Origin of the sequence: Alteribacter salitolerans, assembly GCF_016901055.1 — a bacterium.
Classification (GTDB): domain Bacteria; phylum Bacillota; class Bacilli; order Bacillales; family Salisediminibacteriaceae; genus Alteribacter; species Alteribacter keqinensis.
In genome coordinates this window covers 507757-521703 of the sequence record NZ_JAFEUX010000002.1, presented here as the reverse complement: position 1 = coordinate 521703, position 13947 = coordinate 507757, and the positions used below count along the sequence as shown (strand labels likewise).

15 protein-coding genes are annotated in these 13947 nt (G+C 46.3%); 4 read left to right on the top strand and 11 right to left on the bottom strand.

From position 1 onward, the window contains the following. Window positions 1–9: 9 nt before the first annotated feature. The 3 genes from JSY36_RS05765 to folE2 form a co-directional block, all read right to left on the bottom strand. Window positions 10–363 carry a cupin domain-containing protein gene (locus JSY36_RS05765; RefSeq protein WP_205165628.1) on the bottom strand — a complete coding sequence of 118 codons (354 nt, stop codon included), beginning with the start codon at window positions 361–363 and terminating at the stop codon, window positions 10–12. A gap of 435 nt (window positions 364–798) precedes the next feature. Next, window positions 799–1299, bottom strand: coding sequence for a ferritin (locus tag JSY36_RS05760; protein WP_122901006.1), 501 nt, complete (start codon window positions 1297–1299; stop codon window positions 799–801). A gap of 88 nt (window positions 1300–1387) precedes the next feature. Continuing rightward, window positions 1388–2293, bottom strand: a complete 906-nt coding sequence (gene folE2 / locus JSY36_RS05755; RefSeq protein ID WP_122901004.1) for a GTP cyclohydrolase FolE2 — start codon at window positions 2291–2293, stop codon at window positions 1388–1390. A gap of 171 nt (window positions 2294–2464) precedes the next feature. On the opposite strand from folE2, the gene JSY36_RS05750 reads away from it, so the two are divergent. Beyond that, the gene (locus JSY36_RS05750) at window positions 2465–3586 is read left to right on the top strand and encodes an NAD(P)/FAD-dependent oxidoreductase (RefSeq protein ID WP_122901002.1); all 1122 of its coding nucleotides are present in this window, start codon (window positions 2465–2467) and stop codon (window positions 3584–3586) included. A 3-nt stretch (window positions 3587–3589) separates the two neighbouring features. Continuing rightward, on the top strand, window positions 3590–4723 hold the full coding sequence (locus tag JSY36_RS05745) for a nucleoside recognition domain-containing protein (RefSeq protein ID WP_205165627.1): 1134 nt from the start codon (window positions 3590–3592) through the stop codon (window positions 4721–4723). 461 nt (window positions 4724–5184) lie between these two features. Here JSY36_RS05745 and JSY36_RS05740 read toward each other — a convergent pair whose 3' ends face one another. The 6 genes from JSY36_RS05740 to JSY36_RS05715 all read right to left on the bottom strand — a co-directional run bounded on the left by JSY36_RS05740 (window position 5185) and on the right by JSY36_RS05715 (window position 9809). Then, window positions 5185–6144, bottom strand: a complete 960-nt coding sequence (locus tag JSY36_RS05740) for a CobW family GTP-binding protein (protein WP_205165626.1) — start codon at window positions 6142–6144, stop codon at window positions 5185–5187. Between the two features lie 262 nt (window positions 6145–6406). Beyond that, the gene (locus JSY36_RS05735) at window positions 6407–7348 is read right to left on the bottom strand and encodes an alpha/beta hydrolase (protein ID WP_122900996.1); all 942 of its coding nucleotides are present in this window, start codon (window positions 7346–7348) and stop codon (window positions 6407–6409) included. Between the two features lie 124 nt (window positions 7349–7472). Next, the gene (locus JSY36_RS05730) at window positions 7473–8282 is read right to left on the bottom strand and encodes a DUF4037 domain-containing protein (RefSeq protein ID WP_205165625.1); all 810 of its coding nucleotides are present in this window, start codon (window positions 8280–8282) and stop codon (window positions 7473–7475) included. Then, window positions 8279–8608 (bottom strand): hypothetical protein, encoded by a 330-nt coding sequence (locus tag JSY36_RS05725; RefSeq protein ID WP_205165624.1) that lies wholly within the window; start codon window positions 8606–8608, stop codon window positions 8279–8281. Before JSY36_RS05725 ends, JSY36_RS05730 begins: the two co-directional genes overlap by 4 nt. Before the next feature lie 76 nt (window positions 8609–8684). Further along, window positions 8685–9203 (bottom strand): alpha/beta fold hydrolase, encoded by a 519-nt coding sequence (locus JSY36_RS05720; RefSeq protein ID WP_205165623.1) that lies wholly within the window; start codon window positions 9201–9203, stop codon window positions 8685–8687. Window positions 9204–9278: 75 nt separating this feature from the next. After that, on the bottom strand, window positions 9279–9809 hold the full coding sequence (locus JSY36_RS05715; RefSeq protein ID WP_205165622.1) for a hypothetical protein: 531 nt from the start codon (window positions 9807–9809) through the stop codon (window positions 9279–9281). 344 nt (window positions 9810–10153) lie between these two features. On the opposite strand from JSY36_RS05715, the gene JSY36_RS20815 reads away from it, so the two are divergent. Both JSY36_RS20815 and JSY36_RS05705 read left to right on the top strand, forming a co-directional pair. Continuing rightward, a complete protein-coding gene (locus JSY36_RS20815; RefSeq protein ID WP_336511448.1) occupies window positions 10154–10291 on the top strand; it encodes a VOC family protein in 138 nt (45 codons plus the stop codon). Between the two features lie 234 nt (window positions 10292–10525). After that, on the top strand, window positions 10526–10786 hold the full coding sequence (locus JSY36_RS05705) for a hypothetical protein (RefSeq protein WP_205165621.1): 261 nt from the start codon (window positions 10526–10528) through the stop codon (window positions 10784–10786). Between the two features lie 45 nt (window positions 10787–10831). On the opposite strand, the gene JSY36_RS05700 is transcribed toward JSY36_RS05705, so the two are convergent. Together JSY36_RS05700 and JSY36_RS05695 are read right to left on the bottom strand one after the other, a co-directional pair. Continuing rightward, the gene (locus JSY36_RS05700; RefSeq protein ID WP_205165620.1) at window positions 10832–11065 is read right to left on the bottom strand and encodes a hypothetical protein; all 234 of its coding nucleotides are present in this window, start codon (window positions 11063–11065) and stop codon (window positions 10832–10834) included. 235 nt (window positions 11066–11300) lie between these two features. Further along, a complete protein-coding gene (locus JSY36_RS05695; protein ID WP_205165619.1) occupies window positions 11301–13706 on the bottom strand; it encodes a carboxypeptidase-like regulatory domain-containing protein in 2406 nt (801 codons plus the stop codon). Window positions 13707–13947 lie beyond the last annotated feature (241 nt).

The following is a 13947-nucleotide window of genomic DNA, read 5'->3' as shown; positions in this document are numbered from 1 at the left end:
CGTTTTTGGTTACTTTTCTTTCATAAACCTCGAGGGATAAAGCTCTTCTGCTTCCACGACAATCGCCGTCAATCCTTTTTCCGACCGGGTTTCGTGCCATTCACCACGCTCCCAGCAGACGGCGTCGCCGCTCGTCACTTCAACCCACTCGTTTTCTTTTCCCATGACCGTTCCTTTACCGGAAACGATGAGCAGCAGCTGGGGTACGGCAGCTTCATGGGCTCCGATGACGCCTTCTGCCCCCAGATGCATACAGCCGATGCGGGTTTCCGTGTCTATGACAGCGATCCGGGACATAATGAAGTCCGAATTAAACCGGGTCACCTGCGTTCCTGTTTCTTTTGCGAATGTATAAATGACCATCTCTCCACCTCCGAATCTCTGTGTTCATTCTAACAAATATTCCATTTTTATCCTACGCAAATTATAATAAAGGAAAACAGTGGGGGGATGCCGGGTGGACTTTTATATGATTCCGTTCGTTTTCTTCATCTTTTTCGCCATCAGTTCCATTTTGAATGTGCTTTTAAATAAGAACATGACCAAGAGGCATTGGGGATTTTCGGTTGTTGTATGTGCCGGTTTTACCCTGAAACCGTTGCCGTTTTGGGGATGTAGACTGGGCGCGGGGAGATGTTTTGAAGGGAGCTCTCCAACCCGTTAATGGAGAGGGGAAGCCGTTAATAACCGTACTGAATCCGTCAATCATAGGCGTAAAACCGTTAATGGGGTTATATGCTGCACAAAAAAGAACCGGCGCGGGTTGCGTCCGGTTCTTTTCTATAGAAATATGTGCGGTTATTCCGGGGAAAAGGTGCGTTTCCCGAGCTCGCTTTCAAGCATGTAGAAAGCATTGCTGTCATTTTCGATACGCTTGAGCTTTTGAATGATCGAGTCGAACGTGGCCTCTTCCTCCACCTGCTCTTCGATAAACCAGTTTAAAAACGTCATTGTGGCGTGTTCTCTTTCATCAAGGGCGCGGTCAGCCAGCTTGTAGATGCGGGCGGTCACGTCTTTTTCGTGCTGCAATGATTTTTCAAAGGCATCCAATACAGAAGAAAAGTCACGGTTTGGCTTTGGCAGTTCGTCCACTACCGCCCGGGCTCCCATATCTATTATGAAATTGTAGAATTTCATGGCATGATACCGCTCCTCTTCCGCCTGCGCCAAAAAGAAATTTGCAAACCCGTCGAGACTTTCGTTCGAGCAGTACGCTGCCGTTGCCAGATAGATGTGGGCGGAGTAAAATTCGTAATTCATCTGCTCGTTCAGTTCTTTGACCAATTCTTTGCTTACCATAGTAATCATCCTTTCCCGAGGGAGTACTCAAAGATTCATGTAGTCATACTATACCCTTTCCTACTTCAATATAACTTTCAAGTCTCCTTTATTTTGTTTTATCGAAAGTAACACTTGCGACGGCGTCATGGAGATGTATGGACTCTTCATTCCGGCATTCCACTGTAAATTTGATGATGCCTTCTTCCTCATACAGGTCAGCTGCCACAAGGCGTACCATATCTTCTACAAATCGCGGATTTTCATATGCTCTTTCTGTGACCGCCTTTTCATCAGGTCTTTTTAACACAGGGTATAGGAGAGAGCTTGCGTTCGTTTCCGCAGCTGTCAGAAAAATCTCCTTCCAATCTCTGCTTAATTGCTGAAGGTCCAGGTGTGCCTCTATCGTTACATACCCCCTTTGATTATGGGCGCTGTACTCGCTTATCTCTTTTGAGCATGGGCAAAGGGTCGTAACCGCCGCCTTTAGTCCTCCCCTGACAGAAATCCCTTTCTCTTCATGGTAGGACACAGTCAAATGGGCATCCGCATGCATCATGCCAGGTTTTTTAAGCACGGGACTTTCCCTTGTAAAAAACCACGGAAAACTGACTTCCACTATGGCAGCCTCCTGTTCCATACGATCGGCCAGCTCTTTTGCAAGAGCGGATAATTGTTCAAGCGTCAACCGGAGTCCGTCCTTTTCCTGGTATTCATGAAGAACCTCTGTCAGCCTGCTCATATTGATTCCTTTCTTATCCTGACGAAGAGACGTAGTCAAAGAAAAGGTTCCCACCGTTGCCTGCTCATATGGTGCACGATTACTTATGACCACCACAGGATGCTTCACACTTGCAACACCAACCGCGTCCAAAGAAAACAAAAAATCTTCATCTTTATTCTGCAAATCAGCCATCTCTTCTTTACCCGTTGGTTTTACGCCTTTTACCGGCGGAACAGAACCGAACAGAACGTGCCTTTCCGGTTTTGTCAGCCATGTATTGGTTATTGTCATCCTTGCATCTCCCTCCCGCAAATAAGAACGATTACGCTTTATAATTACGTCGTCTATTGTACGTGCAGCGCTTCAAATAATCAAACAAACGTGCCCTCTTTGACAGATTTAACGTATGTAAGTATGATAAGCTACATAAATAGTAATGATTACGATTTAAGGAGTTTTACTATGACTGCAACTCACTATGATGTGATTATCGTTGGCGCAGGTCCTGCCGGGGTGGGACTTGGGTCTCTTTTCAAGCAAACTGGACTGGAGAATTTCACGATTTTGGAGAAAAACGAGGTCGGCAGCACTTTTTTAAACTGGCCGAAAGAAACGAGACTGCTGACTCCCTCATTCCCGGGGCACGGATTCGGGCTTCTCGATTTGAATGCTGTCGTTCCGAGTACATCTCCCGGCTATGCCTATGACCGGGAACATCTGAGCGGGGAAGATTATGCTGATTACTTGAAGCGGATTGCCGATCACTTTGAGCTTCCTGTTCAAACGGGAATCACCGTTGAGCGCGTTCATAAAGAAAATGAGAGGTTTTTCGTTGAAACATCCTCTGGTGTTTTCCAGAGTGAGTTTGTGGTGTGGGCAGGAGGAGAGTATCAATATCCTGAACGCCATCCTTTTCCAGGGGCCGGACATTGCGTTCATTCAAGTGATGTGGGCAGCTGGACCTCTGTTCAGGAGGGACACCACTACATTATCGGTGGCTATGAAAGCGGAATTGATGCGGCTTATCACCTTGTTTTAAGCGGAAAGGAAGTTACCGTTCTTGCCAAGGGAGAACCGTGGAACAACGACGATCCTGACCCGAGCGTCTCATTATCTCCTTTCACGAGTGAGCGGCTTGATGAGGTTATTGACCGTGATGAGCTTACCCTGTTAGGTGACGCCCAAGTCGCAAAGGTAGATAAAAAAGGTGAGCGTTTTTATATTCACTTACTTTCAGGGGAAGTGATCGAATCAGAGACCGTGCCTTTTATTGCTACAGGATACAAAAGCAGTCTCACCCTTATTTTTGAGCATTTTTACTGGGAAGATAACGGTAATGTCCGTCTTACGGAGTCAGATGAATCCACGGTCACAGATGGTCTGTTTCTTACAGGTCCCCAGGTAAAGCATGCTGAGGTGATCTTTTGCTTCATCTACAAGTTCAGACAGCGATTTGCCGTAATTGCAAAGGAAATTCTTGTTCGTCTCGGTCTTCCCGTTAACGATGAGGTGTTTAATGAGTACCGCAAAGCCACCATGTATCTTGATGACTTATCCTGCTGCGATAACAGTTGTCAGTGTTAGGCCATGAGATCTCACACTCAACAACATCTACAGCCTGTGCAGCTTCCACCTTTCTTTACACAGGCCTGGGTGCTGCTCGTCATTATTTTGATTTATGGGATCCCGATTTTTCTTGCCTATCACTTTGCGTCCTTTATCGAACCTGTCGTTGAATCCTATGTTCTCGAACCGTTGAGTGGCACACTCACAAACATGCCTGCTTTTGTTCAAACACTTTTTATGGGCGACTACGGACTAATCTCACTCGGTACCTTTTCTTTTGTCTGGGCTTTTCCTGTGGTTCTTTTTGTAGGAGTGAGTATTGCCCTTGCTGAAGAAACAGGGCTCCAGACTAAATTAGTGCGGGGAAGCGATCCTCTGTTAAGAAAGATCGGTCTTACGGGGTCGGATTTAGTGCCTGTTTTAACGGGATACGGATGCAATGTGGTGGCCATTATGCAGACAAAAGGCTGTCATGCCTGCAGTCAGAAACACTGTGTTTCCATGGTATCTTTCGGCTCTGCCTGCAGCTACCAGATAGGAGCGACCTTGTCGATTTTCAACGCCGTCCATGCACCTTGGATGTTTATTCCCTACATTGGGGTCCTGTTCGTTGCAGGAGCATGCCATACCCGGATCTGGTACGGGAAACCGCGTGACATGCCATTGATATTCCCGGGGGGTTCACGGCTTCGCAAACCTGCTAAAAAAAGGGTGGTAAAAAAACTGACCGGCATGCTGAATCAGTTTTTTTACCAGGCTATGCCTGTTTTTCTCCTGATTTGTTTTATTGCTTTCTTGCTGGATGAATTCAAAATCATGGCTTTTGTGATTGGAATATTTGAACCAGTCTTTTCGTTCTTTTCCCTTCCTGTAGAAGCAGCTGTGGCCATTTTCTTTTCTGTGCTGCGTAAAGACGGGATCCTCCTGTTTAACGAAGGGGGAGGCGCCATGCTTGCCACATTCTCTATTCTTGAAATTTTTGTTGTGGTGTACCTTGCATCCACCCTTTCCGGCTGTTTGGTTACAATCTGGACAATCGGGAAGCAAATGGGGGTGAAAGCAGCCCTTAGTGTTACCGGAAAGCAGGCAACAACCTCCGTTCTTTCCGCACTGGTCATGCTCGTGCTGGTCCGGCTCATAACAGGAGATTTATAGGGGGCATTTCCTCCTCACATTAACTGAGGTTAAGAAGGGGTCTCAAAATGGAAGACCGGCAGCAAGGTTCACTTCTGCCGGTCTTTTTAAAGGGAATTCGGATATGCTCAAAAGCTTTAAGATTGATTCAAATAGAGCGTGTTGAAATTTTCGAAGGTACTGAGTATTGAACCTTCGTTGCTCATGTGATTTTGTATATATTTTCTAAAATGAGTATACCATTACGTCAGTTTGTGAAGCTCCGCTGAACCCCATCCGCTGGCTTTCCGCGGCGGTGCCGGCGAGCCTCCTCGGGCACTTCCCTGCGGGGTCTCGTCTGGCCCCCACTGCCGCAGGTGTCTCGCTGCTGGCGTTCAGCTACGCTTGACATAAAACGAACCAGCACTTCACATTTTATAAAAAGGTTCACTGACTAAGAGGTATACTCATCTTTTCTAATTATAAACCGGATTAAAGAACCATCAACAGTCATTCACTATAAGCTCGTTCAACCTGCTTGTAATGTAGCCTTTATCCAATTCCAGACCGATTAAGATGAGATAACTCTCTTCTTGAGCCTGCGCTTTCTCCCAGTAGGTCTTCTTCACCACGTGCTGAATGAGGTGGACGTCTGCCTCTCTTTTTACACTGATATACCCCTTTGCCCGAATCAGACCCGGCTTAAGTTCCTTAAATAACGCCTCTGCCGCACGTTTGGATTTAACCGGCTTGGTAAATTCAATTTTCAATGTTTGAATGCGGGAATGGGTGTGTTCATCAGTATTCTTTTCTTCTTTTAACAATGAAAAGGGCTTTCTTTCCCCTTCCATGTTAAATAACAGTTCGTCCAAATCCACCTGGCAGTAACTCGTAAACGTAACCGGTGCAACACTGTTTTCTTTTGAGATCACCCGCTTGATTTTCTTCCTGCTGTTTTCATCCATTTGATCTTCTTTATTGACAATCAGGGCGTCTGCAAAAGCGATTTGCTTGCGCGTTGTCTTCACCATCGCCCTTTCGGCTGTAAAAATGCTGTTGTAGTCGAGAATATTTTCACCATCAAGAACGGATATAACTTTCTTAAGTTCGATATGTTCCATGAGTTCCGGTTCAGCCAATGCATCTGCCACTTCTTCAGGGTCGGCAATACCAGTTAACTCCATTACCATCATATCCGGATTTGTCTCTGCCAATTTCATCACGGCCCCGGACACTTCACTCTTTTTGTTGCAGCACATACAACCATCAAGAAGCTTCTCTACCGGGAGATCACCATCCAGTTCAGAAATCAGCCTTCCGTCTGTATCGGTTTTACCGGCTTCATTCATAAGAACACTTAAACTCAGCCCCTTATCCCGGGCTTTTTTAATTATGTCAACCAGCAGGGTTGTCTTCCCGCTGCCTAAGAAACCACTCAGCACAAATACAGGAATTTTTTTCATGATAATCCTCCTCTCCCGATCACAAAACGTAATCATTACGATTCGAATTATGGAGGAAAGGGCCGGCTAATACAAGGGGGGATTGTCCTATTTGTGGTCTCTAATAATCTGATCGCTCAAAAAAGAGACATTTCTGGTGCTAAGTCGTTTAATGGTGTTCCTAACCTGTTTAAACGAACGACTAAACTGTTTAAACGAGCCGCTAACATGTTTGAAGCTCACTTCCACCTAAAAAAACCGCCACCGAAGTGACGGTCCACCATTATTTCATTAAAAAAGCGGCGGCTTCTTCCGCGAAGATGTTAAAATTCTCCGGGAAATCATGGCCGAGTCCTTCAACGACGACGAATTGGCATGGAACGTCGTAATCGAGAAGGAGCTGGTGAAGGGCCCTTTGCTGCTGAAGGTACGGATCGTTTTCGCCTGTGAGGATGTACCCTTTCACTTTGCTGCAGACTCCTTCCTTCAACAAGGATTCATAGGCTTTAAGGTCTTTGATGGACGGGACGACTGCGAAAAAGCAGTGATGGGGAACGGGCTGGTGCCTGAGGGCCAGGTCGATGGCCAGTTTTCCCCCCTGGGAAGCCCCGCACAGCAGGGTCTCTCCTCCGCCCACACTGATCTCGTCAAACGCTTCATATGATTTTTTCAAAACCATAAGAGCTTTTTCCTCATCATCCCAGCAGAAACGGCTGTATCCGTGAACCTGGGACGACTGGGGGAAGCCCATATGCCAGTCTGCAAGTCTAGGTGTGGTTTCGAAATACTCGGAGAAACTCTCGGCATCGTCACCGCGCCAGTGAATGGCGAACAGCCGCTGGTGGCTGAGGGGATTCCCCATGGAGACGAGAACCGGGTCCCTGGTGTCTCTTTCCTCATTATACTTTACCCGGCATCGCGCCACGAACGTCTCAAACCGCGGGTCCTCCTGCAAATCGGCTAGACCCGGCTCTTCTTTTATCCGGTCCGGGTTCCACCAGATGCCTTCGTCCAGGGCTTCAAACCCAATTTCAAAGGCTTTGTCCCTCTCCCCTTCCAGGGCGAACGAACACATTTTCCACATAACCGTACGATGCCTCTGTTTCGGAAAAGCACCGTCGATTTTCTTTACCAGCTTACGTACACCTTCGTAATCCTTTTGTTCAAACGCAGAGAAAGCCTCTCTTTGAAGATCCACAAACCGTCCGTGAGCCTGACTTTTCATAAAGACCCCTCCTGTTGAAAATGAACACTCTTCTATACATAGTTCGGCAGAGGCGAAAAAATCCCCTTTATAAAATAGCCGACAAAGGCATACACGTTTCACCCTCCGGCTTCGTCCTTTGGTCCTATAAACATCGCCCAGATAAATCCAGATGCATGTATTCCTGTTTTACCAGTTCATACACGTCATGAATGAGAGCTTCCATTTCATTTATCGCATCTTCAGGGCTGCCAAGAAGAACGGAGTTAAACCGCTCCACTGCCCTCTCAGGCTTCAGGGCCATTCCCCTAAGTGTTTGGTGCTGCCATTTGAATGCAGGGTGATGAACATACTGCCGGTTCAGTGCAAACAAGATGCCCATCAATTTCGTCTGTACAGACACCATTACGCTAAAAAGCATAAGCCAGTCCTGCCGGTAAAGAAGGGCTTCACGATTATTCCAGCGGCTGCCCAGGTCACTATTTTCCCGGAGCATGGCTTCCCTCAGTTCCGGAGGATAAACCGCTGCTTTTTCTTTCAAGACCGCAATCACACCATCCTCTTCCCTGAGTGTAATCCCATCCCGAACCGTTGCCACCACACACTGCTTATCCAGGCCAGTATCAAACGACAGCGTCACATCCCGGATGAAAGATGATACCGTTTTGGTCAAAAAATTGCTGATCTCCAGCTTAACTCCCTTGGTAATATACGTTTCCGACCATTCTTCATCTTCGTAGGGATAGAAGTCCAGCAGCTGCCCGTCCACGGCTTTGACAGGAGCCATCCGCTCTTCATCCGTCGGACCTTCCTTCCAGAGGACAAATAGTTCAATATCCGAAAATTCATCATGCCAGTTTCGTGCAACAGACCCCCCGAGTAATACTGACTCCACTTTAGGGTTTTTCTTATAGTGTCTCGAGATCTCCTGAGCCCGTAGTCTAAGGTTCTTCATTTCTTTTCCTCCGTCGATCGTTGAATCACTTCTCTGACCGCCGCGACCACCACTTCCGGTTCGTCACGGTGGATATAGTGGCCGCTGTTTTCGGCCATGATGAACCGGCTGTCTGAAGAAATCGTGAGCATCTCATGCTGCAGGGTGTTCCACAGCTTTTGTGCCCCGGCGGAGTAATGATCTTTTTTTCCGGCAGCCAGGACAGTCAGGGAAATGTCCAATTTGACTTCTGTTTTCTTCACCTGGTTCAGGCTCTCCATAAATTCTTCGTAATTTCCTTCGATCACAAACTGCTTTTTGTATGCTATTTGAAACTCCTCCGGCATTACGAAGGCACTGAAAAAGTTCGATCTTTAACTTTTTTCAGTGCCTTCTTAGCAATGAGCGGAACGGTTGCATGTTTTAAAGCCTGTTATGAGTGGGCTTCTCGTAACAGGCGAGCAACCGAGTGGAGCCATTGCCACTTAAATAAAAGCCATTAAAAAAGTTGGTTTGTACTTTTTCAGTGGCCTCCACTACCGGCAGGAAGCGTTCTCGGTAATCAACCGGTGTCGCATCCACGAGGACGAGGCCGCAGACGTTTTCCGGATAGACCGAAGCATACAGACGCGCGTTCACTCCCCCAAAGGAATGGCCCACAAGGATATAGGGAGGCTCTATTCCAGCAGCCTTTAGAAGATCATACAGTTCTTTTACCATCTCACGGCTCGTTCTCGGGTTCTCGCTTTTCCCGCTCCGGCCAAGGCCTGCCCGGTCATACCGGAACACCTCTCCCAGCTCGGAAAGGCGGTCTACCACAGGCTCCCACGTGTCTGAGTCTTCCCCGTACCCTGCCTCCAGCACGATTGTTGGCGTGCCTGTGCCTTCTCCCTGGATTTCTGCAGAAAAGGTGACGCTCCTCACCTGTAGGTTTATTTCCATACTATCTGTCCTTTCCTATCAGGCTGTGTTAAGTCAGAAACCCCAAACACGTTAATCAATGTTCAGGGCTATTGTTTAGTGAATATCGCTGATAAGGTCTTCGATCATCTGTATTTTCTCGTCTTCTGAATATCTGAACTCAGGATCCCAGAAGGCGATATGAAAATCAAAGATGTCGTCGTACCTGCCTCTCGCTGAAAAAACAATATCATTCTCCTCTTCGCTTCTTTCGGCCGTATCTACTGCCTTATAAATCATGTGACCGTTTACTTTCTTCACTTCTTCCTTAAAGGAGCCGGCTGACACTGTAGTAGCAGAGGGATGGATGGAAAGCTGTATTCCTACTTCAAAATTCTCTTCAAGTATTTCACGATAATGAAATGATTGGTCAGATGAAAACGTCGTAACGCTAACGTTTGATTCCTCTTCAAATCTGGGGTCAAAGCAAGGTTTTGGATGGGGAGTATACGTATCCTCATCTTCATTGAGATGGATTTCTGTTTCTTTCCCCTTCCCCCAGCACTCCTCTTGTACGGCTTCTTCTAAACATCCCGCCACTACACCCGTCAGCAACATTACCGTCAGGAAAGCAAACAATCTTTTCAAATGAATCCCTCCCAAAGAGATCTTACTTCTTCTATACGGTAATTTTGGAAAAAAGATTCAACACCAATAAGAGTAATCTCTATATAAAACGAAATCATGCTATGCTTTTTGCACTACGCTGACATTTTCAAATATACCGGAAGCGCATTATTAAAACCCAAGCTTTGACGCCTCCGTACTCATCCCTATGAAAACTTCCATAATATTGTAATAACTCACATAATGTAAGTGTCTGCAAATCCATGCTTTTTTTGACAATATTCCGCGGGAAAAAGAAGGGGTTTATCAGCCCAGAAGAGAAATGTGGTAAATATATCTAATTATACAGGAAAGAAGTGATTAAGTTGGGAAAAGTCATAGGATTTGAGATCAGCTGTCAGGATCCGGAGAAGGCTTCGCATTTCTACAATGAGGTTTTTGGCTGGGAGATCGGGGAACCGGTGTGGGAGTACCGTCCTGTCTCAACAGGAAAAGGAGCCTGAATCGGAGAGCTTCACGGAGGGATCAGCAAAGGTCCAAGTGATTACCCTCACGGCACACGGATTTTAATCGAAGTCGATTCGATTGATGAAACGATGGCCAGAGCAAAGAACTGTGGCGCGCAGGTTGTAAGAGAGAAAATGACGTTTGAGAATTTTTATCTTGCCTATCTGGTGGATCCTGGAGGGATTGGATTTGGAATCAGGGAGAAAAAGTAGAATGATGGAGGAACTGCGGTGAATAAGAATATTTTAGTGTCAGGATACGTCCTGTTTCTGTCGGGACTTGTGTTGTTCGGACTCATGCATGTGGCGATTGCTCTCTACGTCCCTCACTTAGGAGGCTGGGGCGACCCTCCGGGTAAGTTTGTGACAGTATTAAATGACATAATGGGATGGGTGCCTTATGTACTCAGCGTTATTCTCATGATCGCCGGGGCTGGTATTCTTCTGGATCATCTGAATAAAAGGATCGAACAAAAAGAGAATCAGCAATAGTCAGATAAAAACGCATGTGGTTTCACATGCGCCATTCACATTCAATTACTGGTCCAGCATGTAGGTGAAGCCCCCGATTAGCGCACCGATAACAATTGCAGCCCCTGCCACAATCATAAGTGTTTTGCCCTGTTTAGGGTCGTGTTTTTTATACAGGTACCCGAATAAAATGCCCAGTCCTCCGAAAAGGATCGGGACGAGTAGGAGTGCTATTAAGGCATTGATATACCCCACTACCAGCATCCACGTTGGTTTGTTTTTTGTTCCTGCTTCGCTCATCTGCTTCTCCTCCTGTATGTAAGTGATTTTTCAGTACATGTCCATTGCTTCATGTCATTCTTCATTTCACATGAATTCGAGTGTAGTACTGAATCAATTATCCTCCTTATTTCCCTAAATCAGGAAGTCAAAACAAGTTAACAGTTTTTTAATAACACTGTTTTCGTATGAATCTTTAGGAACACCCTGTAAAAAAGACCCCAGGGGCATCGATACCCCTGCGGTGCTTCATCAATTACGGTTTTTGACCCTCGTTCAAATCCAGGTCCAATGTGTCACGTTCTTTTCCACCTACTAACAGCTTCCCGTCTTTAATTTCAAATTCGAGGTCAAACTCAGCATACCCTGAATCCCAACTGTCCACCGCAAGGACTCGGTAGTCACCATCGCTCAACCGGAAGCGGTAAGCCCCTCCTTCGATCCAACTGTCGTACCAGTCTTCTTCATTCGCAGAAGCCACCGATACATAGCCCTCTTGAACCGGGGTATCTCCTTTATAGACGGATCCACTGAGTGTTACGGGCTGGACTATTATTTCCAGGTGCTCGGCAGGCTCACCATCGATCACTAACTGACCGTCTTTAACAGAGAAAGGCTGGTGGGTTCTAAATGATGTTCCGTCTTCCAGGTACACGTTTTGCACTTCAAAGTCCCCATCGGACAGACGTAACGAGAACATGTTGTTTTCGTTCGTATAGGACCAAATGGAGTTATATTCGTCATCAACAGGCGTAATCATTACTTCTCCCGGTACAGACTCTCCGTCTTCAAGAAGGTAGCCTGTCACGGATACCGGCGGAACATGGATCTCAAGTCTGTCTGTTTCTTTTCCATCGACGATTGTCTTTCCATTCACAATGTCGAACGGTACCATCAAAAATGCGGAGGTGCCGTCTTCAAACAAATACACTTCTCTTACACTGTACTTTCCGTCGGATAACCGCATAGAGAAGGTACCGTCATCGTTCAGCCATTTCCACACGTAATCTCCATCTTCTGATACAACGACAATCTCCCCGTCTCCTACAGGGACCCCATCATTCAGAACAATGCCGTGCAAAGAGACCGGCGGTACATCGATATCCAGCATTTTTTGTTTTTCCCCGTTCACATAAAGCTGTCCGTCTTTCATTTCAAAAGAAGTCCGGGCATAAAATTCTTCATGTTCGTCAAGCAGATACACCCACGATACTTCATAGAATCCGTCTTTCAACCGTAACGAAAAGACTCCTTTTTTATCTGTTTTTCCCCCGTACCACGAAAACACCCCGTCCTCTGTTTCCCCTTCCACATTGACATACCCGTTCAGCGCTTTTCCATCATCAAGAAGCCTGCCGGAAAACGTGATGGGAGGCAGGGGAATGTCCAATGTTTCACGTACGGATCCATCATAAATAATCTTTCCGTCTTTAATTTCAAAAGGCAGGTCAACAGAGGTGCTCCGATAACGCTCTTCCACGAAGGTTACCGTGTAGCTGCCATCGGCCAGGCGGTATGAAAAGTCTCCCTTTTTATCCACCGGCACTGAAAAATAATCGTACCAGTGTCCGTCCTCTTCGTGCCTCTCAATCTCCACGTAACCATGTCCGGCCTTTTTCCCATTATCAAACAGTGTGCCTTTCAGGGTCATATCCGGAACGGCAACGTCCAACCGGGAGACCTCTTCCCCGTCAATATAAAGGGCGCCGTCTGCTACGTCAAACAGGTACGTTTCCCACGCATAGTAGGTATCGTGGAACACACTCAGGCTGTAAGTACCGTCTTCCAGGGCTCTTATGTCATATTCACCTTTACGGTTTGTGTACGTGAATTCGATAAATTCATAGCCGTAATCGTAACCGTAGTCTTCATCATAGTCCTCTTCATCGTAACTGTACCCTGCTCCAACCCTTTCGATAATGATCCCTGCTTTTTCCAGAGGGGTTTTACTGTCTTTTACTACACCGCTGTAGCTCCGTTCGGGAATTGCCACCGTCAAGGATGTCTGCTTTTCCCCGTCTACATAGAGGTTGTTTCCCTCTACGGTAAGCATTCGCTCATATTTATAAAGCCCGCCATTGACTGACACACCGAAAATAAAGTATTCCCCGTCCGCAAGAGAGGCAGAAAACTGACCTTTCTTATTCGTCGAGAGTGTCACAATCTCTTCTTCCGTCTCAGAGATCGTTCCAATCAGAAGGTCTCCCTGAAGTCCTGATGTGCCCTCCAACAGCTGGCCGTTCACGTTCTTTTTCCCCTTATAAGCGGGGCCTTTCACCTGATGGTTTTTCGTAAGGCTGCTCTCACGCCCTTTTGAATCACCAATCATGCCTTCCTCGATCGTAAATACCTGTTCAGTCGTATACCAGTGACTGCCGTGATGCAATCCTTTTAATTTGTACTGCCCGTCAGGAAGGTCTGCATAAAGGTTTCCCATCTGATCCGTCATCCGCTGATGAATCACAGATGGATTTGTCTGTGACTGAATGAGCACAGCCGTATGCTTTAAATCCTGCATCCCATCTTTTAGCCGGCCTTCCTCAAACTGCACCCCGGTAAGATCATCATTGGAGAGACCCTCCGCATGTACACCGGCGATCACGCTTCCCATCATCACAAATACAAAAACAAATAATAAACCCTTTTTCATCCAACCATTCATCAACATCTTCCTCCTGATTATTCAACTTGGCAAAGCCGGATAAAAAAGCACGCTCCTCCCCGCAACAACTGAAATAGAAACATCTGGATAATTCTACTAATTTCAAAATTTTCCCTTCCTACTAAAGACTTAAAACCTACAAAATTCTTCATGAAGGTTAAATATTTGTAATTTGAAGGAATTCCGAAGAAAAATAGAGAAATATGGAAATGGAGTCTATTAATGAGGATTGAAGGAGAAA

Excerpts from the sequence above, each read along its gene's own strand:
- JSY36_RS05765 (WP_205165628.1), bottom strand. The coding sequence starts at position 363 with ATGGTCATTTATACATTCGCAAAAGAAACAGGAACGCAGGTGACCCGG.
- JSY36_RS05760 (WP_122901006.1), bottom strand. The coding sequence starts at position 1,299 with ATGGTAAGCAAAGAATTGGTCAAAGAACTGAACGAGCAGATGAATTAC.
- folE2 (WP_122901004.1), bottom strand. The coding sequence starts at position 2,293 with ATGACAATAACCAATACATGGCTGACAAAACCGGAAAGGCACGTTCTG.
- JSY36_RS05750 (WP_122901002.1), top strand. The coding sequence starts at position 2,465 with ATGACTGCAACTCACTATGATGTGATTATCGTTGGCGCAGGTCCTGCC.
- JSY36_RS05745 (WP_205165627.1), top strand. The coding sequence starts at position 3,590 with ATGAGATCTCACACTCAACAACATCTACAGCCTGTGCAGCTTCCACCT.
- JSY36_RS05740 (WP_205165626.1), bottom strand. The coding sequence starts at position 6,144 with ATGAAAAAAATTCCTGTATTTGTGCTGAGTGGTTTCTTAGGCAGCGGG.
- JSY36_RS05735 (WP_122900996.1), bottom strand. The coding sequence starts at position 7,348 with ATGAAAAGTCAGGCTCACGGACGGTTTGTGGATCTTCAAAGAGAGGCT.
- JSY36_RS05730 (WP_205165625.1), bottom strand. The coding sequence starts at position 8,282 with ATGAAGAACCTTAGACTACGGGCTCAGGAGATCTCGAGACACTATAAG.
- JSY36_RS05725 (WP_205165624.1), bottom strand. The coding sequence starts at position 8,608 with ATGCCGGAGGAGTTTCAAATAGCATACAAAAAGCAGTTTGTGATCGAA.
- JSY36_RS05720 (WP_205165623.1), bottom strand. The coding sequence starts at position 9,203 with ATGGAAATAAACCTACAGGTGAGGAGCGTCACCTTTTCTGCAGAAATC.
- JSY36_RS05700 (WP_205165620.1), bottom strand. The coding sequence starts at position 11,065 with ATGAGCGAAGCAGGAACAAAAAACAAACCAACGTGGATGCTGGTAGTG.
- JSY36_RS05695 (WP_205165619.1), bottom strand. The coding sequence starts at position 13,706 with ATGAATGGTTGGATGAAAAAGGGTTTATTATTTGTTTTTGTATTTGTG.